This is a genomic window from Streptomyces coacervatus (assembly GCF_029223485.1).
Classification (GTDB): domain Bacteria; phylum Actinomycetota; class Actinomycetes; order Streptomycetales; family Streptomycetaceae; genus Streptomyces; species Streptomyces coacervatus.
Map to the genome: position 1 here is coordinate 439,405 of NZ_JARHTP010000005.1, position 18,883 is coordinate 458,287.

Annotated in this window: 18 protein-coding genes; 10 read left to right on the top strand and 8 right to left on the bottom strand. The window is 72.0% G+C overall.

The window, feature by feature from the left end:
* Positions 1-7 precede the first annotated feature (7 nt).
* The 3 genes from P2Q00_RS15695 to P2Q00_RS15705 form a co-directional block, all read right to left on the bottom strand.
* On the bottom strand, positions 8-1,345 hold the full coding sequence (locus tag P2Q00_RS15695; protein ID WP_275773108.1) for an ABC transporter substrate-binding protein: 1,338 nt from the start codon (positions 1,343-1,345) through the stop codon (positions 8-10).
* 91 nt (positions 1,346-1,436) lie between these two features.
* Positions 1,437-2,648 carry an ROK family transcriptional regulator gene (locus P2Q00_RS15700; protein ID WP_275773109.1) on the bottom strand — a complete coding sequence of 404 codons (1,212 nt, stop codon included), beginning with the start codon at positions 2,646-2,648 and terminating at the stop codon, positions 1,437-1,439.
* Between the two features lie 201 nt (positions 2,649-2,849).
* Positions 2,850-3,947: a mechanosensitive ion channel family protein gene (locus P2Q00_RS15705; protein WP_275773110.1), complete on the bottom strand. Its 1,098-nt coding sequence runs from the start codon at positions 3,945-3,947 to the stop codon at positions 2,850-2,852.
* A 323-nt stretch (positions 3,948-4,270) separates the two neighbouring features.
* Here P2Q00_RS15705 and P2Q00_RS15710 point away from each other — a divergent pair, with 323 nt between their 5' ends.
* A complete protein-coding gene (locus P2Q00_RS15710; RefSeq protein WP_020116449.1) occupies positions 4,271-4,807 on the top strand; it encodes an HNH endonuclease in 537 nt (178 codons plus the stop codon).
* A 102-nt stretch (positions 4,808-4,909) separates the two neighbouring features.
* Here the strand turns inward: P2Q00_RS15710 and P2Q00_RS15715 are convergent, their stop codons facing one another.
* From P2Q00_RS15715 to P2Q00_RS15725, 3 genes are read right to left on the bottom strand one after another with little or no spacing between them, the layout of a single operon-like run.
* Positions 4,910-6,256 (bottom strand): ABC transporter permease, encoded by a 1,347-nt coding sequence (locus tag P2Q00_RS15715; protein ID WP_275773111.1) that lies wholly within the window; start codon positions 6,254-6,256, stop codon positions 4,910-4,912.
* Positions 6,253-6,957, bottom strand: a complete 705-nt coding sequence (locus tag P2Q00_RS15720; RefSeq protein ID WP_275773112.1) for an ABC transporter ATP-binding protein — start codon at positions 6,955-6,957, stop codon at positions 6,253-6,255. The genes P2Q00_RS15715 and P2Q00_RS15720 overlap by 4 nt, the downstream gene beginning before the upstream one ends.
* The gene (locus tag P2Q00_RS15725; protein WP_275773113.1) at positions 6,954-7,487 is read right to left on the bottom strand and encodes a PadR family transcriptional regulator; all 534 of its coding nucleotides are present in this window, start codon (positions 7,485-7,487) and stop codon (positions 6,954-6,956) included. The genes P2Q00_RS15720 and P2Q00_RS15725 overlap by 4 nt, the downstream gene beginning before the upstream one ends.
* A 177-nt stretch (positions 7,488-7,664) precedes the next feature.
* On the opposite strand from P2Q00_RS15725, the gene P2Q00_RS15730 reads away from it, so the two are divergent.
* The 3 genes from P2Q00_RS15730 to P2Q00_RS15740 all read left to right on the top strand — a co-directional run bounded on the left by P2Q00_RS15730 (position 7,665) and on the right by P2Q00_RS15740 (position 10,530).
* Positions 7,665-7,895 (top strand): hypothetical protein, encoded by a 231-nt coding sequence (locus P2Q00_RS15730; RefSeq protein ID WP_425579615.1) that lies wholly within the window; start codon positions 7,665-7,667, stop codon positions 7,893-7,895.
* A 224-nt stretch (positions 7,896-8,119) separates the two neighbouring features.
* Positions 8,120-10,207: a 4-alpha-glucanotransferase gene (gene malQ / locus P2Q00_RS15735; protein WP_275773114.1), complete on the top strand. Its 2,088-nt coding sequence runs from the start codon at positions 8,120-8,122 to the stop codon at positions 10,205-10,207.
* Positions 10,208-10,278: 71 nt separating this feature from the next.
* Positions 10,279-10,530 (top strand): hypothetical protein, encoded by a 252-nt coding sequence (locus tag P2Q00_RS15740; protein ID WP_275773115.1) that lies wholly within the window; start codon positions 10,279-10,281, stop codon positions 10,528-10,530.
* A gap of 66 nt (positions 10,531-10,596) precedes the next feature.
* Here the strand turns inward: P2Q00_RS15740 and P2Q00_RS15745 are convergent, their stop codons facing one another.
* Entirely contained in the window at positions 10,597-11,193 is a 597-nt protein-coding gene (locus tag P2Q00_RS15745; RefSeq protein ID WP_275773116.1) for a TetR/AcrR family transcriptional regulator, read from the bottom strand.
* A 128-nt stretch (positions 11,194-11,321) separates the two neighbouring features.
* On the opposite strand from P2Q00_RS15745, the gene P2Q00_RS15750 reads away from it, so the two are divergent.
* The 3 genes from P2Q00_RS15750 to P2Q00_RS15760 all read left to right on the top strand — a co-directional run bounded on the left by P2Q00_RS15750 (position 11,322) and on the right by P2Q00_RS15760 (position 14,733).
* Entirely contained in the window at positions 11,322-12,764 is a 1,443-nt protein-coding gene (locus P2Q00_RS15750) for an FAD-dependent monooxygenase (RefSeq protein ID WP_275773117.1), read from the top strand.
* A 112-nt stretch (positions 12,765-12,876) separates the two neighbouring features.
* Positions 12,877-13,815 carry a DMT family transporter gene (locus tag P2Q00_RS15755; protein ID WP_275773118.1) on the top strand — a complete coding sequence of 313 codons (939 nt, stop codon included), beginning with the start codon at positions 12,877-12,879 and terminating at the stop codon, positions 13,813-13,815.
* Between the two features lie 9 nt (positions 13,816-13,824).
* Complete coding sequence (locus P2Q00_RS15760; protein ID WP_275773119.1) at positions 13,825-14,733, top strand: LysR family transcriptional regulator; 909 nt, start codon at positions 13,825-13,827, stop codon at positions 14,731-14,733.
* On the opposite strand, the gene P2Q00_RS15765 is transcribed toward P2Q00_RS15760, so the two are convergent.
* A complete protein-coding gene (locus tag P2Q00_RS15765) occupies positions 14,718-15,614 on the bottom strand; it encodes an SDR family oxidoreductase (RefSeq protein WP_275773120.1) in 897 nt (298 codons plus the stop codon). The genes P2Q00_RS15760 and P2Q00_RS15765 overlap by 16 nt on opposite strands.
* A 125-nt stretch (positions 15,615-15,739) precedes the next feature.
* On the opposite strand from P2Q00_RS15765, the gene P2Q00_RS15770 reads away from it, so the two are divergent.
* From P2Q00_RS15770 to P2Q00_RS15780, 3 genes are all read left to right on the top strand, one after another.
* On the top strand, positions 15,740-16,624 hold the full coding sequence (locus P2Q00_RS15770; RefSeq protein WP_275773121.1) for a LysR family transcriptional regulator: 885 nt from the start codon (positions 15,740-15,742) through the stop codon (positions 16,622-16,624).
* A 50-nt stretch (positions 16,625-16,674) separates the two neighbouring features.
* Positions 16,675-17,982, top strand: coding sequence for a sigma-70 family RNA polymerase sigma factor (locus tag P2Q00_RS15775; RefSeq protein WP_275773122.1), 1,308 nt, complete (start codon positions 16,675-16,677; stop codon positions 17,980-17,982).
* Positions 17,983-18,057: 75 nt separating this feature from the next.
* A complete protein-coding gene (locus P2Q00_RS15780; protein WP_275773185.1) occupies positions 18,058-18,816 on the top strand; it encodes an SDR family NAD(P)-dependent oxidoreductase in 759 nt (252 codons plus the stop codon).
* The last annotated feature ends 67 nt before the right edge of the window (positions 18,817-18,883 follow it).

The window sequence follows — 18,883 nt, forward strand, 5'->3', positions numbered from 1 at the left end:
GTCGGAACTACTTCGCCTGCGCGATGTCCGTGTCGATCTGCGCGGCCGTCTTCTTCAGGCCCGCCTTGAGGTCGGTCACCTTTCCGCTCTCGTAGTCGTAACCGAAGTTCTGGATCGTCGCGAGATACACACCGCCGTTGATGGAGGCGGGAGAGGTGGTCGAGTCCGGGTTCGCGGCGATGTCCAGGAACGTCTTGAAGCGCGGGTCGTACTTCAGCTTCGGGGACTTCAGGGCGGCCAGCGTCGAGGGCACGTTGTGGATGGCGTTGGAGAAGTTCACCACCGCGTCCGTGTTCGTGGTCATGTACTTCACCAGTTCCCAGGCCGCGTTCTGCTTGTGGCTGGCCGCGGAGATACCGGTGATGGTGCCGGTGATGTAACCCTTGCCGTACTGGCTCGCCTGGTCGTCCGGGACGGGCAGCGGAGCGACACCGATCTCGAACTTCGGCTTGGCGTCCAGGGCCATTCCCAGGCGCCATTCGCCGTCCAGCTGCATGGCCACCTGACCGGTGTGGAAGGGGTGCTTGACGCCCCATTCGTCACCGAGCTTGGAGCGGTACGTCTCCAGCTTCTTGAAGCCGCCGAGTTCGTCGACGAGCTTCTTCTGGAGCGTGAATCCGGCCTCGAAGGCGGGGTCGGTGGCGACGTCCGACTTGCCGGCCTTGTTGAAGTACGTCGGGGAGAACTGCCCGAAGTAGTGCTCGGTCGTCGTCTCCCAGCCGTGGTAGTTCGGCATGAAGCCGAGCTGCTTGTAGCTGTCACCCTGGGTGATCGTCAACTTCTTGGCGTCGGCCTCGAATTCGGACCAGGTCTTGGGCGGGTTCTTGATGCCCGCCTTCGCGAACGCCGTCTTGTTGTAGTAGAGCCCGTACGCATCACCCAGCAGCGGCGCCGAGCAGCGGTTGCCGTCGAACCGGGTGTACTCGTTCATCGCCTTCGGGAACGTCGTCTCCGGGTCGATGCCCGCCTTCTTGAAGAAGGGGTTGAGGTCGACCAGCGCACCCGACGAGCAGAACTTGCCGACGTTGTTCGTGGTGAAGGAGGAGATGACGTCCGGGGCCTTGTCGCCGCCCGTGCGCAACGCCTGGTTGATCTTGTCGTCGGTCATATTGGCGACGACGTTCACATGGATGTTGGGGTGCGCCTTCTCGAAGCCGGCGATCAGGGAGTTGACCGCCTTCACTTCACTGGGCGCGCTCCAGGCGTGCCAGAAGTTGATGGTCGTGTCCTTCGAGGCGTCGTCGTCGGCGCTTGAGGAGGACTGGCCGGTACAGGCGGTGGCGAGGAGCGCGAGCGAGGCGGAGGCGGCGAGAGCGAGGGCCGCTTTCCGGGATATTCCGGGCATGGCAGGGTCTCCCAGGGACAGGGCAGGGCAGGGGATGGCGAGGCAAGGCCGGGGGTGAGTGCGGAGGCCCGTACGCGGTGCGTACGGAGTGTCAGCGCGAGGTGTCGAAGACCTCGTCGCGGGTGGTCGCGAGCGCGCTCTCCAACGCGCCGCGCAGCACGGGGTGTTCACGGACGTCGCCGACCACGAGCCGGGGACGGGAGGCGGCCAGCTCTTCCAGCTCGGCCTGGACGAGGGCGCGCAGCATTTCGCCGCCCGAGGTCAGCGAGGCGCCGCTGAGGACGACGAGTTCGGGGTCGAGGACGGAGACGAGGGAGGCGAGACCGGTGGCCAGCCGCGTCGCGTACGTCTGAAGGAGCAGTCGGTTGAGGACGGTGTCCTCGGCGGCGGCCCGCTCGACGAGGGCGGCGGCGACCTCGGCGTACGGCCCCGAGGGGATCCCGTCGATGCCGAGTTCACGGGCGAGGTGCGGGATGGCCTGGGAGCCGGCCAGCTCCTGGTAGCCACCACTGTTGGCTTTGGTCACCTGCCGCACCAGGGGTGCGCCGGGAACAGGAAGGAAACCTACCTCTCCCGCACCGCCGGTCCAGCCGCGGTGCAGCCGCCCGCCGAGGACGAGGGCGGCGCCGAGGCCCCCCTCGTTCCACAGCAGCACGAAGTCCTCGTGTCCGCGGGCCGCACCGAGCCGCTGTTCGGCGACGGCGGCGAGGTTGACGTCGTTCTCGTACTCGACCGGCATCGGCAGGGCGGCGGCGAGTTCGTCGAGGAGGGCCGGGGTGTGCCAGCCCGGGAGGTGGGAGGCGTAGCGCAGCCGGCCGGTGTTGGGGTCGAAGGCGCCGGGGGTGCCGATGACGAGCCGGTGGACGTCGTCGCGGGCGAGCCCCGCGGCCTTCACGGCGCCGTCGAGGGCATCGGTGACCTGCCGGACGACGGGCTGGGTGGGCCGCCTGCCGGGGGTCTGGAGCTCGAACGACCCCACCGTGCGGCCGGTGATGTCGGCGACGGCGGCGAGGATGCGCTCGGGGGTGACATCGAGTCCGGCGGCGTACGCGGCGCCCGGATTGACCTCGTACAGCTGGGCGTTGGGGCCGGGGCGTCCCTCGGTGGTGCCGGTGGCGAGGACGAGCCCGGCCGCTTCGAGGCGGGCGAGCAGCTGGGAGGCGGTCGGCTTGGAGAGGCCGGTGAGCTTGCCGATCCGCGTGCGGGACAGCGGCCCGTGCTCCAGGAGGAGGTCCAGGGCGGTGCGGTCGTTCATGGCGCGCAGGACGCGCGGGGTGCCCGGCGTGCCGGCTGTTCCTGCCATGTGGGTCGACACCTGCCTTTCGACTGCCCAGCTTCTCACTGATCACTGCGTTGGTGGGTCGCTGATCACTGTTAGGAAAGTTTCCTATTGGCTGGAAAGGAACGTAAGCCCGAGGCGAAGGGGGCGTCAATAGAAACCGCCCCCGAGGCAACAGACTCGTTACCTCGGGGGCGGGTGGGACTTCGGTGGGGGACTGGCCCCTTACTTCACCGCCGGCCGCTGCTGGGCGATCGGAGATGCCGCTTCCGTCTGCGGGGAGTCGGGGTTGGAGAGGACCGACGGGGCCGCGACCGCCGACGTCGGGTCGGCGGCCTCCTCCTCGCCCGCCGGGGCCGTCGCGCCGCCGACGATGCGGATGTTCGCGGCGTCGAAGGCGCGCTTGATGCGCCAGCGCAGTTCGCGTTCGACGCCGAGGGACTTGCCGGGCATGGTCTTCGCCGAGACGCGCACGACCATGGAGTCCAGCAGCACGCTGTCCAGGCCGAGGACCTCGATCGGGCTCCACAGGAGCTCGTTCCAGGGCTCGTCCGCGCTCATCTTCTCCGCGACCTCGTCGAGGGTCGCCTTCACCCGGTCCAGGTCCTCGTTCGCCTTCACGGTCACGTCCACGCCGGCCGTTGCCCAGCCCTGGGAGAGGTTGCCGATGCGCTTGACCTCGCCGTTGCGGACGTACCAGATCTCGCCGTTCGCACCGCGGAGTTTCGTGACCCGCAGGCCGACCTCGATCACCTCGCCGGAGGCCACGCCCGCGTCGATCGAGTCGCCGACGCCGTACTGGTCCTCCAGGATCATGAAGACGCCGGAGAGGAAGTCCGTGACCAGGTTGCGGGCACCGAAACCGATCGCCACGCCGGCGACACCGGCGGAGGCCAGCAGCGGGGCCAGATTGATCTGGAACGCGGACAGGATCATCAGTGCCGCGGTGCCGAGGATCGTGAAGGACGCCACCGAGCGCAGCACCGAGCCGATCGCCTGGGAGCGCTGGCGGCGCCGCTCGGTGTTGACCAGCAGGCCGCCCAGCGAAGTGCCGTCGACGGCCTCGGCGGTGCGGGTCATCCGGTCTATCAGCTTGGTGATCGCCCGCTGCACGACCGCTCTCAGCACCCCCGCTATCACCAGGATCAGCAGGACCCTCAGGCCGATCGCGAGCCACGTCGACCAGTTCTGCTCGACCCAGCTGGCGGCGTTGGTCGCGCTCTCCTGGGCGTCCTGGAGCGTGGGGACCGCCGGGGTCGTCGACTCCGAGGGAGACGGCGACGGCGACGAACCGGCGGCCAGTAGGACGGCGGGCAAGGACACGGCAGGTACCTCCAGGTGCAACGGTCTGCCGTCCGGCACGTCGACCAGGTCAAGGTCACGAAAAGGTCACCGGGCGGGCAGGTCCACCACACTATCGGGGCATCGTGTGCGAATCCTTGCCGTCTTCTGAGGGGGGATTGTGCTCACCCCGGGATGAGCAGGTGGGATAAAGCGCTGCCCCTCCGGGGGATGAATCAGATGTGGTCGAAAACACTCCCAGCCCGTTACCGGGACATGGTGGCGCTTCCACCAGGCAAGAGGAGAGACTGACTACAGATCGTCCCGGCGCGAGCCACGCGCCGCCGACGCCCAAGGAGGCATCCGTGCCGCATGTCCTGGTCCTCAACGCGTCGTACGAGCCACTCGGCGTCGTACCGCTCCGCCGCGCGCTCGTCCTCGTCCTGGAGAACAAGGCAGTCTCCCTGGAGGAATCCGGCGCCTTCATGCACAGCGCAACCGTCACAGTCCCCGCACCCAGCGTGGTCCGGCTCAAGCGATTCGTCCGGGTTCCCTATCGGGGGCCCGTTCCTCTTACCCGGCGGGCGCTCTTCGCGCGCGACGGGGGCCGGTGCATGTACTGCGGTGGCGTCGCAACCAGCGTCGACCATGTCATTCCGCGCAGCCGCGGGGGCAAACACGTCTGGGACAATGTGGTGGCGTCCTGCCGCCGCTGCAACCACGTGAAGGCCGACCGACACCTGTTCGAAATTGGCTGGCGGCTGCGCCATAAACCAGCCCCGCCCACCGGTCTGGCCTGGCGCATCATCGGGACCGGCCATAGGGACCCGCGCTGGCTGCCCTACTTGCAGCCGTACGGCGCGGAGGACGCCATGGCCCGGATCGACGGCATTTCCGCCTGACGATCCGGGCTTTCGCATACCCCTGGTCACAGGGCATGCGGTGCGACGAAAGGGCGTCCGGCCCGGGAGCCCCCCGTACTCCCGGGCCGGACGGTCATGTGGTCATGCGTAGCGCAGCTCGGCCGGGCGGACGGAGCGGCGCAGCAGCGGGATCGAGGTGGCCGCCGCCAGCAGACAGCACGCGTACACGGCGAACGGCACCAGGAGCGCGGCGTACGGCACCGGTGCCACGATGTAGTCCGTGGCGACCGAGGCGTACCAGGCGCTGATCCCCAGGCCGCCGATGCCCGCCACCGCGACCGCGGGGGCCAGCGGCAGCGCGGTCTCCAGGAGCAGCGCCCGGGCCAGCACCCCGTGCGGCACACCGGCGGCGGCCTGCGCGGCCAGGCCCCGGCGCCGGGTGGCGAGGGACTCGGCGGCGCCCACGGCGAGGCTCGTGAGGATGAGCGCGAGGGCGACGAGGATCGCGGTGGCCGTCAGGTCGATGCCCGTCGTGTAGTAGGCCAGGTCCGCGGCCAGGTGTCCTTCGCGGCGCATGGTGTGCAGCTCGGCGAGCAGCACCTGCCGTACCCCGACGAAGCCCGAGCCCACGACCGTCACCAGCAGCACCGCCGCGTGCGTACGGGCCGCCGCCCACGGGTCCTCGCGCAGCCGTTCCGCCGCGATCAGCACCTCCGGGCGCCGGGCGCGGGCGGCCAGGCCCTCGCCCAGCTGCCGGGACGAGGAGCCGGACAGCCACACCGCGGTGAAGCTGATCAACAGGGTCAGGACGATCAGTGTCAGCGGGCCGTGGGTGAAGGCGAAGGAGTCGCTGAAGACCGGGGCCACGACGATGAACAGCAGCGTCGCCGCCAGCAGCCAGGTCACCGACTTGAACAGCCGCCCCGGGCCTCGCGTGGCCCGCACCCGCCGTACCCACCCGAGCGGCGAGGCCACCACCCGGTGCAGCGACAGGGCACTCACGGCCGCGCCCAGCACGGGTACGGCGGCGGCCACCAGGGCGAAACCCGCCCAGGCCGGTGCTGTCGGATGCGACCACAGCGGTACGAAGACGGCCGTGGCCGCCACCGAACCGGCCAGACAAGCCGGCCCCGACTCCAGTGCCGCGATCCGCCGCACCTGCCCGGGCGCGGCCCCCGCGAGCCGCAGCGCGGCCAGCCGCCGGTCCCGGTGCACCGCTCCGATGCGCGCGCACTGCCCGAGGAACCCGAGCACCGGGATGAGCAGCAGCCCCAGCGCGAAGATCACGCCACGCCGGTCGCTGTCGGAGTCGAGCAGCCCGGACCCGACGGACACGGAGTAGTACCCGTCCAGCGAGGCGAGCGAGACGGCCGCGAGCCCGATGCCTGTCGCCATCGCCGCCCCGAGCGCCGTGAGCCCGATCCGCCACCACTCCCGCCGGTCCGAGCCCCGGGTGAGCAGCCAGGCCAGCCGAAGATCGGCCCTCATGCCGTCACCCCCGCCGGCGCCACGGCCCCGTCGGTCAGCCGTACCTCGCGGTCCGCGTACGCCGCCACCTGGGCGTCGTGCGTGATCAGCAGGACGGCGGTGCCCGCGTCGCGGGCCGTGTGCACCAGAGCCGTCATCACCTGCTCGCTCGCCAGGGAGTCCAGTGCCCCGGTCGGTTCGTCCGCGAAGACGACCTTCGGGCCGGTGACCAGGGCCCGCGCCAGCGCCGTCCGCTGGGCCTGGCCGCCGCTCAGCTCGCCGGGGCGCAGCGCCTCCTGCCCCCGTACGCCGAACCGCTCCAGCCATTCGCCGGCCCGGGTCTGCGCGTCCTTGCGGGAGCTGCCCGCGAGCATCAGCGGCAGCGCGACATTGTCCAGCGCCGTCAGCTCGGGAATCAGCTGCCCGAACTGGAACACCACTCCGAAGTCGGTCCGGCGCAGCTCGCTCAGCCGCTTCTCCGGCAGTTGGTCGAGCCGCTGCCCGGCATACGTCACCGAGCCCGCGTCCGGCCGGACGATGCCGGCCAGGCAGTGCAGCAGCGTCGACTTCCCGCTGCCGCTGGCGCCGGTCACGGCGAGGATCTCGCCGGTCCGCAGCTCCACCGAGGCGCCCCGCAGGGCCTCGGTCCTGCCGTGCGCCTTGGTGAGGTCACGGGCCGCCAGGAGCGGCGCCGTGCTGTCTGGGCTGTCCCCGTTGCTCATGCTGCGTCGACCTCCGAGGTCAGGGTGGTGAGCCGGGCCGCCGTCGTGGTCATCCAACGGAGGTCGGCGTCGAGGTGGTTGAGGGCGTAGTCGGCCGAGAGCACGGTCGCGAGATCGGCGCCGGGCGCCGTCTTGAGCGCCGTGAGCTCCCGCATCCGCTGCATGTGCGCGGCGCGCTGGGCCCGCAGATAGGCATCCGCGTCGCCGCCGGACAGGATCGAGACGACGACCTTGGCGAAGATCTCGTTCGTCACGAACGGCGCCGGCGGGGCGATCTCCCCGGCCCAGCGCGCCAGTTCGAGCGAGCCGTCCTCGGTCGATCGGTACTGCGTCCGTTCCGGGCCGCCGTCCGAGGCGGTGCCCTCGATCTCCGCGAGGCCGTCCCGGACCAGGCGTTGCAGGGTTGTGTAGACCTGCCCGTAGGCCAGTGGACGGGCCTGCGGGAAACGTTCGTCGTGCCGCCGCTTCAGGTCGTAGCCATGGCTGGGCCCCGAGGCGAGCAGCCCCAGCAGGATGTGGCGGGTGCTCATGCGGATCATTATGCACTCGCTACATGTACTGAGTGAATAGTGGTCCGCGAAGCTGCCCGGGGGTGGAGCAGAATGTGACGAGTGGCACCTTGTTCTTACCTGTACGTCTGCCGTCGCGCCCGCTGGGTAGGCCTGCGATAACCCGCACCCTCGCCGTACTCGAAAAGGAGGCCCCTCGTGGCCGCACCGGCATACCCCCTGTCCAAACCCGTGGCGCAGCTGCCGTCCGCCGAACCCGAGCCGCACTTCTGCGTCTTCAGTGCGGAGGCCGCCTGCGCCGAGACCCCGCTGACCAGCGAACCGCCCCTCCCCGAGGCCGAGCCCCTCACCAGCGAGCCACCGCTCGCCGACGCCGCCCCCCTGACCAGCGAGGCGGCAACCCCCGAGCCGGACTGCACGAGGCCCTAGGGCCTGCCTTTCGGATCAGCCCGGCGTCGCGGGCCCTGGCACGCACAGCTGCGGCGTTGTCGTCACTCGCCGACGCTCCGCGTCGACTCCCTCCTCCGCCTTGCAGCTGCACGCTCCCCCACTCTCGGCTTCGCTCGAGCGGGGGGACCCCCATCGCCCCCGCTCAGGGAGGCTGTAAGGGCACCGTTCGTCACAGCCGACCTGATCCGAAAGGCAGGCCCTAGATGACAGCGCAGGGGTCGCCCGAACCGCCCTCCGAGGACCTGTCCCGGCTCGCCGCACTGCACGGTGTCGCCACCTCCTACAGCCCCTCCCCGGACCGTACGGTCGCGGCCTCGGCCACCGCCGTCGCCCTTGCCCTGGCCGCCCTCGGCATCGACACGGGCACCCCCGAGGCCACCCGTGCCGCGCTCGCCGCCCGCGAGCGGGAGCTGGGTGAGCGGCTGCTGCCGCCGACGGTGGTGCTCTGGAGCGGCGCCACGTCCTCCGTCCTCGCGGCCCTCCCGGCCGGCACCGGACTGCGCATCGAGACCGAGCAGGGTGAGGCGCGCGCGTCCGCCGAGCAACTGCCGCCCGGCGTCCACCGGTTGACCGCCGCCGCACCCGACGGCCGTAGCGCCGAGGCCCATCTCGTCGTCGCCCCCGCCCGGCTCCCCACGCCCACCGCACGCTCGTACGGCCTGCTCGTCCAGCTCTACTCACTGCTCTCCCGGCGCTCCTGGGGCATGGGCGACCTCGGTGACCTCGCCGAACTCACCGCCTGGGCCGGCCGTGCGCTCGGCGCGGGATTCGTCCAGGTCAACCCGCTGCACGCGGCCGTGCCCGGCGCCCCCACCGACCCCTCCCCCTACCGCCCCTCCTCCCGCCGCTTCCCCGATCCCGTGCACCTGCGCGTCGAGGACATCCCCGAGTACGCCTACGTCGAGGACCGCGAGCGCCTGCAGACGCTGCTGGGGCGCGCCGCCGAACTGCGCGAATCGGTGCTGGAGAAGGGCGCGTTGATCGACCGGGACGCCGTGTGGGAGCTCAAGCGGGAGGCGCTGGAGCTGATCCGCGAGGTCGAGCTGGGGCCCGGACGGCGCGCCGCGTACGTCGACTTCCTCGCCGAGCAGGGCGAGGCCCTGGAGGACCACGCCACCTGGTACGCGCTGGCCGAGGTGCACGGCTCCGACTGGAGCCGCTGGCCCGCCGCCCTGCGCGACCCCCGCTCGGCCGAAACGGCGCGCGCCCGCGGGGAGTTGATGGACCGCGTGGACTTCCACTCCCGTCTCGCCTGGCTCACCGACACCCAGCTCACCGACGCCCAGCGCGCCGCGCGCGAGGCCGGGATGCCGGTCGGGATCGTGCACGACCTGGCGGTCGGGGTGCACCCCGAGGGCGCCGACGCCTGGGCGCAGCAGGAGTACTTCGCCGCCGGGATGTCGGTCGGCGCACCGCCGGACGCCTTCAACGCACGCGGCCAGGACTGGGGCCTGCCGCCCTGGAGACCGGACCGCCTCGCCGAGTCCGGCTACGCGCCGTACCGCCGCCTGCTGAAGGCCCTGTTCCGCTATGCCGGCGCCCTGCGCATCGACCACGTGATGGGCCTGTTCCGCCTCTGGTGGGTCCCGCAGGGGCACCCGCCCACGGAGGGCACGTACGTCCGCTACGACGCCGAGGCCATGCTCGCGATCCTCGTCCTGGAGGCCTCGCGCGCCGGTGCCGTCGTCATCGGCGAGGACCTGGGCACGGTGGAGCCGGGTGTGCGGGAGACGCTGCGCGAGCGCGGGGTGCTCGGCACGTCCGTGCTCTGGTTCGAACGGGACTGGGACGGCGACGGCCGACCCCTCCCGCCCGAGCGCTGGCGAGCCGACTGCCTCGCCACCGCCACCACCCACGATCTGCCGCCCACGGCCGCCCGCCTGACCGGCGAGCACGTCGAACTCCGCGACCGCCTCGGCCTGTTGACCCGCCCGCTGGAGGAGGAGCGCGCGGAGGCGGCGAACGACACGGGGGAGTGGCTCGGCCTGCTCACCCGCCTCGGCCTGCTGCACGGCACCGGCGGCGGGCACGGCGTCTCGGAGGAGGAGGCCGAGATCCAGGCAGTACACCGCTTCCTGCTCCGCACCCCGTCCCGCATGCTCGGCATCTGGCTGCCCGACACGGTCGGCGACCGCCGTCCCCAGAACCTCCCCGGCACCTGGGACCAGTACCCGAACTGGCGGCTGCCGATCGCGGACGCGGAGAGCCGCCCGGTGACCCTGGAGGAACTGGCAGGGTCGCCGCGGCTGCATGCGCTGATCGACGTGCTTCGGCCCGTGCGGCCGGAGTGAGGAGGGGGCGGGTCTCCTACAGCACCCCCCCGAACGAGCGGCCCCGATCGTCGTTCGATACTTTTGACAGCGTGGACAAGAAGAACGCCCTGCGCGCCGGCGCCCTGGCCGCCGGTACGACGCTGATGATGCTGCTCATGTCGTCCCCCGCCTCCGCGCTGATCCGCGACGACGGCGACGACCCCGGCAAGGGCCTGAGCGTCGGCGAGACGCTGGGCCTCTACGTCCTGGCCCCCGTCGCCCTGTTCGCGGTCATCGCGGGCCTGGTGATGGTCCTGGACAAGTCCAAGGACCGTCAGCCGAAGGCCAAGGCAAAGGCCTGACCTCACGTTTCCCGAGGGCGTCGGCCTCACCGTACGTAGGGTGAGGCCGACGCCCTCGCTGTGTTCTCACGGGCTCGGCGCTGTCAGATACCGCTGCAGGGTGGGTGCGAGCCAGGCCACGATCTCCTCGGGGGGCAGCGCCACGACGGGCGGGATCCGCAGGACGTAACGGGTCAGCGCCAGCCCCAGCAGCTGCGTCGCCACGAGCGCGGCCCGCGCCGGTACCTGCTCGGGGTCCGGGCACACCTGGCGGGCGACCGGCAGCAGCTGGTCCCGGAAGATGCCCTGCATGCGCTCGGCGCCGGCCTGGTTGGTCGCACCGACCCGCAGCAGCGCGGTGAGCACCTCGTTCTCCTCCCATGTGTCGAGGAAGTGCCGCACGAGGGTCCGGCCGACGTCCTGCCGGGGCGGCCCGGCCAGGTCGGGCAGCCGCAGATCGACGGAGACGGCCGATGCGAACAGGCCCTCCTTGTTGCCGTAGTAGCGCATCACCATGGACGGGTCGATGTTCGCGTCCTTGGCGATGGCGCGGATGGTGGCGCGCTCGTACCCGTCGGAGGCGAAGCGCTCGCGGGCCGCGGTGAGGATCGCCTCACGGGTGGCGTCGGAACGGCGCCGGGCGCCGCTGTCGGAACCTGTGCTTCTGCTGTTGCCGCCGTTCATGCCCACGAGCGTAGGCCAACGAATGTTTGCCAACAAGTGTTGACTCCCTGCGAGAGCTCTCGCTACCGTTGTCAACAAGCGTTGGCAAACGCTCGTTGGCAAACAATCGTTGGTAACTGGAGGTCACCATGAACGGCACCACCGACCGCTCCGTGATCGTCGTCGGCTCCGGCCCCGCAGGACTTCTGCTGGCCGGCGACCTCGCCACCGCCGGTGTCCCCGTCACCCTCCTCGAAAAGCGCCCGCACAAGATCAGCAACCTCTCCCGCGCCTTCGTCCTGCACGCCCGCACCCTTGAACAGCTCGACGCCCGCGGTCTCGCCGACGGCCTGGAGTCCATCGGCCGCCGCCTCGACAGCCTCCGCCTCTTCGGCCGCCTCACCGTCGAACTCGGCACGCTGCACTCCCGCTTCAACCACCTCCTCGTCATCCCGCAGTACGAGGTGGAGAAGGTCCTGCAGCGCCGCGCCGTCGAGGCGGGCGTGGAGTTCCGGTACGAGACCGAGGTGACCGGGCTCGCCCAGGACGCGGACGGAGTGACGGTCGAGGTCCGCGGCCCCGGCGGGGCGGTGGGCAGCCTGCGGGCCCCGTACGTCGTCGGCACCGACGGCATGCGCAGCGCCGTGCGCGACGCGATCGGGCAGCCCTTCCCCGGCCGCTCCGCCATCCGTTCCGTCGTCCTCGCGGACGTACGGCTGGCCGAGGAGCCCGAGAACCTGCTGACCGTCAACGCGGTCGGTGACGCCTTCGCCTTCCTCGCGCCGTTCGGCGACGGCTACTACCGCGTCATCGCCTGGAACCGCGCCCGCAATGTCCCCGACAGCGAGCCCCTCGACCTCGACGAGGTCAAGGAGGTCACCCGGCTCGCCCTCGGCCGCGACTTCGGTATGCACGAGGCCCGCTGGATGTCCCGCTTCCACAGCGACGAACGCCAGGCGCCCGCCTACCGCGTGGGCCGCGTCTTCCTCGCCGGGGATGCCGCGCACGTCCACACCCCGGCCGGCGGCCAGGGCATGAACACCGGTCTGCAGGACGCGGCCAACCTGAGCTGGAAGCTGGCCGCCGTCGTCCAGGGCCACGCGGACGCGGCCCTCCTCGACACCTACCAGGCCGAGCGCCACCCCGTCGGCAGGTCCGTGCTGCGCAGCAGCGGCGGCATCGTCCGCCTCGCGATGGCCAAGCGCCCCTGGGAACTTGCGCTGCGGGCCGCGCTCACCACCTTCCTCGACACCGTCGCCCCGGCCCGCCGCAGGATGGCCGAGCAGATCACCGGCATCGGCTACAAGTACGCGGCCCCTCGCGGCACCCACCGCCTCACCGGCACCCGAGTCCCGGACGTGGCCCTGGAGGGCGGCCGCCTCTACGAGGCCCTGCGCGGCGGCCGGTTCGTACTGATCACCCCGCAGGCCTACGAGGACCAGGGCACCCGCAAGGACCGGCTGACCGTGGAGCGCTGGGCGGGCGACCGGCGTACGACCGTCCTGGTCCGCCCCGACGGATACGTGGCCTGGGCGGCGGACGGCGCGGACCCGCAGGCGATCGAGACGGCGCTCGCCGCTCACATGGGGTGAGCAGATCATTCAGTTCTACTGAAAGGAATGCTCGAAAACATTCGATGGACGTGACATGTTCCGCGCTGCGACGGTGGATCCACCGAGATCACCGACCAGCGAAAGGACCTTTGTGGCTCTCGCCCTCCGCCGCACAACCTTCCGTACCACCTCCCGTGCCACCTCCCGCACCACCGCCCCTCTCCTCGGGCTCGTCCTCGCCGCGCTCGCCACCGTCGTCTGGTCCGGCAGCTTCGTCACCTCCAGGGCCCTGCACGACAGCGTGCCGCCGGTGCAGCAGGCGTTCTGGCGGTGGGTGGTGGCGTTGGTGGCGGTGGCACCGTTCGGGGCCCGACAGGCCTGGCGGCAACGGGATCTGATCCGGCGTCACTTCGGCTTCGTACTGCTCGCCTCGCTCCTCGGGGTCGCGGTCTACAACACCCTCGTGAACCAAGCAGGGTTGACCACCCGGGCCGCCGACATGGGCATGATCATGGCCGCTTCGCCGGTGCTGATGGCGGTGTTCGAGCGGATGGGAGGCGTACGGCTGGGTGCGCGGCGGGTCGCCGGGCTGCTGACGGCGTGCGCGGGGGTGGTGCTCCTGGTCGGCGGCGGGGCGGCTCACGGCGGAGGCGCAGATCGAGGCAGCGTCTCCGGTGACCTCTGGATGATCGCCGCGGCCTGCTGCTTCGGGTCCTACAGCGCCCTGTTGCGACGGCGACCGGCCGAACTCGGCGGTACGGCCTTCCTGTTCACGACCTTCCTCCTGGGGACGGCGATGCTGCTGCCCGCCCAGGCCGTGAGCCTCACCGTCCAGGGCGGCTTCGCGCCGACCTCCGGGACCGTGCTCCCGCTCCTCTATGTCGGCGTGGCCTCCTCCGCCGTTGCGTTCTTCGCCTGGAACAAGGCGGTCTCCCTGATCGGCGCGGCCCGCGCGGGCGTCGTCTACTACCTGCAGCCGGTGTGTGTGGCCCTGCTGTCCTGGGCGGTGCTCGGCGAGCGGGTGGGGCCGGCCCAGCTGCTGTGCATGGCGTTGATCCTCGGCGGGGTGATGCTGGGGGCCGCCGTATAGGTTGCCGCCATGGCCGACTGGGACATCCGGAAACTGCAGATCCTGCGGACGCTGCGGGAGCAGGGCACCGTGACGGCGACCGCCGAGGCGCTGCGGATGACCCCGTCGGCCGTGTCCCAGCAGCTGACGAACCTCGCCAAGCAGCTGGGGGTGCCGCTGCTGGAGGCACAGGGGCGGCGGGTGCGGCTGACGGATGCGGCGCGGCTCGTGCTGCGGCACGCGGAGGCCGTGTTCGAGCAACTGGAGCGGGCGGACGCCGAGTTGGCGGCCTATGCCCACGGCGAGGTGGGGGAGGTGCGGGTCGGGGCGTTCTCCACCGCCGTGCCCGCCCTCGTCGTACCCGCCGTACGGGCGCTGCGGGCCACGCACCCCGGGGTGCGAGTGCGGGTGCGGGAGGCGGAGGCCGGGGAGGCGTACGAACTGCTGGCCGCCGGGGACGTCGATCTCGCGCTGTCCCTCGCCGCGCAGGCCCCGACGGCGGCCGACCCCCGTTTCACCCGCGTCCCGCTGCTCGCCGACCCCCTCGACGTCGCCCTGCCCCGCGAGCACCCGCTCGCCTCCGCCGACGGGCTGCGGCTGGCCGACCTCGCGGAGGAGGACTGGATCTTCGGCGGGAGCGGGCCCTGGTCCGACATCACGCGCGGGGCCTGCGAGGCGGCCGGGTTCAGTCCCGTCCAGGGGCATTCGGCGGCCGGGTGGACGGCGATCCTGGCGATGGTCGAGGCCGGGATGGGCGTCGCGCTCGTCCCGCGCATGGCGGCCGTCGGGAGGGAGGGCGTGGCGATGCGGGAGCCGGCCGCGGACCGTCCGCACCGGCACGTGGTGGCGGCCGTACGGAAGGGGGCCGGGGAGGGGGCGGCGGTGGGGCGGGTGCTGGAGGCGTTGCGGGAAGCGGCTGAGCTTCAGCTCTCGAAGTAGTGGCCCTCCTCCAGGTCCTCGATCAGTCCCGGCCCTGTCGGCTCCCAGCCCAGCCACTTGCGGGTCAGGGCGTTCGACGCCGGTACGTCGAGGGCGGCGACGGTGGCCAGCCAGCCGAAGTGGGCCTCGGCCTCCTCGGGGGCGATGGACCGGACCGGCACGTCCAGGTGGCGGCCGATGACCGCGGCTAGATCGCGGAACGGGACGCCCTCGTCGCCGACGGCGTGCAGACGCGAGCCCGCGGTTGCCGACTCCAGGCCGAGCCGGACCAGACGGGCGGCGTCCGAGCGGTGCACGGCGGCCCAGCGGTTGGCGCCGTCGCCGACGTAGGCCGCGAAGCCCTTCTCGCGGGCGGTGGCGATCAGCATCGGGACGAAGCCGTGGTCGCCCCGGTCGTGCACGGACGGGGAGAACCGGGCGGACATCGAGCGGACCCCGCGGTCGGCCAGCGCGAGGGCCATGGCCTCGCTGCGTCCCCGCAGCGCCCCGAACGACCCCGGCACGGGGGTGTCCTCCTCCGTACCGACCGTGCCCGGCTGGAGCAGCGCCGTGCCCGAGGCGACGATGAAGGGCTTCCCCGAGCCGTCGAGGACGGCCCCGATCGTCTCGATCGCCCGCCGGTCGGCGGCGTACCCGGCTTCGATGTCCGAGAAGTCGTGGATGAAGGCGAGGTGGGCGACGCCGTCGGCGGCGGCCGCCCCCTCGGCCAGGCTGTCCGGGTCCTCCAGCGAGCCCCGGTGCACCTCGGCTCCGGCGGCGGTCAGCGCTGCCGCGGAGGCGTCGGAGCGGGCGAGGCCGATGACCCCGTGGCCGGCGTCGAGGAGTTCACGGACGACGGCCGAGCCGATGAAACCGGAGGCACCGGTGACGAATACGCGCATGATGCGGCCTTCCAGGAAGGGGGAGTGGATGTGCTCCCATCGTCCGGAGGGGGCGGGGTCCGCGTCCAAAGCCTCTTTCGCATCGGGCAATACGCTTCGGGCATCACCACAGGTAGATTGGGTCCGTGGCCGACCTAGACCTGCGCCTGGTCCGGTACTTCACCGCCGTTGCGGAACACCGCCACTTCGGCAGGGCCGCCGAGGCGCTGCACATCACCCAGCCGTCCCTGAGCCGGCAGATCGCCCGTCTGGAACACCAGGTGGGCGCCCGGCTCCTCGACCGCACCTCGCGGGGCACCCGGCTGACGGAGGCCGGGGAGGTGTTCCGGTCGCGCGCCGAGGCGCTGCTGCGTGCCGCCGCGCAGTCCGTCGCCGAGACCCGGGCGGCGGCCGAGCCCAGCCGCTTCACCGTCGGCTACACGGCCGGGATCATCGTCACCCCGGCGGTGCGCGAGCTGCGCCACCGGCACCCGGACGCCGACGTACGGTCCGTGCACATGGACTGGGGCGAGGAGCGTGCGGCCCTGCTGGCTCATCGGGTGGACGCCGTGGTGGCCCGACTGCCCTTCCCCACCGACGGGTTGGAGGTGACCGTGCTCTACGACGAGCCCAGGGTCCTGGTCGTCCCCCTCGACCACCGCCTGGCCGGCAAGGAGTCCGTCACCGTCGACGACATCGCCGGCGAACCCCTGCCCCGGCTGGCCGGTGCCGACCCCGCCTGGAGCGACTACTGGCGCCTGGAGCCCCGGCCGGACGGCAGCCGGGCGCCCGACGGGCCCGTCATCCATGACCTGGAGGACAAGTTCGAGGTCGTCGCCGACGGACAGGCCGTGGTCGTCGCGGTCGACGGGCGGGAAAGGCAACTGCGCCCCGACCTCACCACCGTCCCGCTGCACGGCGTCGAGCCCAGCCATGTCGCCCTGGCCACCCGGGCCGGCGACCGCGGCCGACTCGTGGCGGACTTCCGCAAGTGCGCGCGCAGCCACCTCACGGGCACCGACCCGCGATAGCGTCACCCCGTCCCCGCGTGACGCAACACCCGGACCCCCGGAGGTGCCCCGTGGTCGCCGACATCTGCGCGGTCTGTGGAAAGCCGCTTCCCGCCCGGAACGGCCGCACGGGCCGCAGCTCCGTGTACTGCTCCGCCGCCTGCCGCCAGAAGGCCTACCGGGGTCGGCAGCACACCGGAGCGAGCGTGCAGGGCCTGATCGAGGACATCGGGCGCCGGGTGAAGGAGCTGGTGCCGCAGCCGGCCTCCGTCCTGTACTCGGGGGCGACCGAGCTGTCGGCCGCGGTCGCGCAGCTGCGGCGCATCGCCCGGGTCGCCCGGGACAGCGCGAACGATTCCGTCACACGGGCTCCCGTGACGGAACGCCCCGGCACGCCGTCCGCCCTGACCGAGGCCGACTTCGCCGCCCTCACCGAGTCCCACCGCCGCGAGATCCACGTCCACTGCTACCGCATGACCGGCTCCTACGACGACGCCGAGGATCTCGTACAGGAGACGTTCCTGCGGGCCTGGCGGGCCCGGGACGCCTTCGAGGGACGGGCCGGTGCCCGCACCTGGCTGTACCGCATCGCCACCAACGCCTGCCTCGACTTCCAGCGCCGCACGGCCCGCCGCCCGCAGCGCTACGAGCCGGTCCCCGGCATGAACCACGGCACCGGCGAGGCACCCGCCCGTATCACCTGGCTGCAGCCCTACCCCGACGACGAGCTGCCCACGGCCGACGCACAGCCCGAGGCCGCCGCCGTCTCCCGCGAGACCCTGGAGCTGGTCTTCCTCGCCGCCCTCCAGCATCTGCCGCCCCGCCAGCGCGCCGTGCTGATCCTGCGGGACGTGCTCGGCCTGACCGCCGCCGAGACCGCCGAGGCCCTCGACCTGACGGTGGCCTCCGCCAACAGCGCCCTGCAGCGCGCCCGCCCCACCCTCCGCGACCACCTGCCCCGACGGCGCGCCGACTGGACCGCCACCGAGCCCACCGAGGCCCAACGCGCCGCCCTGCAGCGGTACATGACCGCCGTCGAACACCTCGACTTCGCCGCGATGACCGACCTGCTGAGCAAGGACGTCACGCTCACCATGCCGCCCAACCCGTTCTGGTTCACCGGCCGCGACGCCCTCGTCGACTTCGTCCGCCCCAGCCTCGACCCGGCGTCCCCGATGTTCTTCGGCCACTGGCGCTCCCTGCCCGCCCGCGCCAACGGGCAGCTCGCGGCGGGCGGTTACGTCCGCAGGCCCGGCACGAACGTCCACCGCGCCCAGGTCCTCGACGTCCTCCGCTTCGACGCCGAGGACCGGATCGTGGAGATCACGTCCTTCGAGCCGCACCTGTTCCCGGCCTTCGGACTGCCGCTGCGGCTGTGACCGATGAGCGGCCGGGGTGCCATGCGTCTGTATGGCCGACTCGTACGACACGACCCCACAATGGAGTTGATCACCATGCTGCTCACCGACAGGACCGCGATCGTCTACGGCGCCGGAGGCTCGATCGGCGGTGCGGTCGCCCGCGCGTTCGCCGCCGAGGGCGCCCACGTCCACCTCGTCGGGCGCACCCGCGCGACGCTGGAGGCGGTGGCCGCCGACCTCAAGGACGCCGAGGTCGCCGTCGTGGACGCCCTGGACGAGGCGGCCGTGGAGGAGCATCTCGCGGGCGTCGGCGACGTCGACATCTCGTTCAACCTCGTCACCCGCGGCGATGTGCAGGGCGCCCCGCTCACCGACATGCCCGTGGACGACTTCCTGCGGCCCGTGATCAACGGCGTCCGCGCGGGCTTCCTCACCGCCCGCGGTGCCGCCCGCCGCATGGCCGAGCGCGGCTCCGGCGTGATCCTCACCCTCAACAGCGGCTCCGCGCACGGCAGTCCGATGATGGGCGGCACGGGACCGGCCGATGCCGCCATCGACACGCTCGTACGGAATCTGGCGGTGGAGTGCGGTCCGCGCGGGGTGCGGGCCGTGGGGCTGTGGGCGGCCGGGGTGCCGGAGACCTTCACCGTGGAGAAGCTCTCCGCGGTCAACCCGGCCATCGACGAGGCCGCCGTCCAGGGCATCGTCGACAACCTCGCCGGGATGCGCCTGACCCACCGCAACCCCACCCTCGCCGAGGTCGCGGCCACGGCCGTGTTCCTCGCCTCGGACCAGGCGGCCGGGATCACGGGCACGTTCGTCAACGTGACCGGCGGGATGGTCCTGCGCTGAGGACAAGCGAGGGGCGCCCGGCACATCGCCGGACGCCCTCACCGCCCTAAAGGGGCGCGGGGAACTG

Excerpts from the sequence above, each read along its gene's own strand:
- P2Q00_RS15695 (WP_275773108.1), bottom strand. The coding sequence starts at position 1,345 with ATGCCCGGAATATCCCGGAAAGCGGCCCTCGCTCTCGCCGCCTCCGCC.
- P2Q00_RS15700 (WP_275773109.1), bottom strand. The coding sequence starts at position 2,648 with ATGGCAGGAACAGCCGGCACGCCGGGCACCCCGCGCGTCCTGCGCGCC.
- P2Q00_RS15715 (WP_275773111.1), bottom strand. The coding sequence starts at position 6,256 with ATGAGGGCCGATCTTCGGCTGGCCTGGCTGCTCACCCGGGGCTCGGAC.
- P2Q00_RS15720 (WP_275773112.1), bottom strand. The coding sequence starts at position 6,957 with ATGAGCAACGGGGACAGCCCAGACAGCACGGCGCCGCTCCTGGCGGCC.
- P2Q00_RS15725 (WP_275773113.1), bottom strand. The coding sequence starts at position 7,487 with ATGAGCACCCGCCACATCCTGCTGGGGCTGCTCGCCTCGGGGCCCAGC.
- malQ (WP_275773114.1), top strand. The coding sequence starts at position 8,120 with ATGACAGCGCAGGGGTCGCCCGAACCGCCCTCCGAGGACCTGTCCCGG.
- P2Q00_RS15745 (WP_275773116.1), bottom strand. The coding sequence starts at position 11,193 with ATGAACGGCGGCAACAGCAGAAGCACAGGTTCCGACAGCGGCGCCCGG.
- P2Q00_RS15750 (WP_275773117.1), top strand. The coding sequence starts at position 11,322 with ATGAACGGCACCACCGACCGCTCCGTGATCGTCGTCGGCTCCGGCCCC.
- P2Q00_RS15760 (WP_275773119.1), top strand. The coding sequence starts at position 13,825 with ATGGCCGACTGGGACATCCGGAAACTGCAGATCCTGCGGACGCTGCGG.
- P2Q00_RS15765 (WP_275773120.1), bottom strand. The coding sequence starts at position 15,614 with ATGCGCGTATTCGTCACCGGTGCCTCCGGTTTCATCGGCTCGGCCGTC.
- P2Q00_RS15780 (WP_275773185.1), top strand. The coding sequence starts at position 18,058 with ATGCTGCTCACCGACAGGACCGCGATCGTCTACGGCGCCGGAGGCTCG.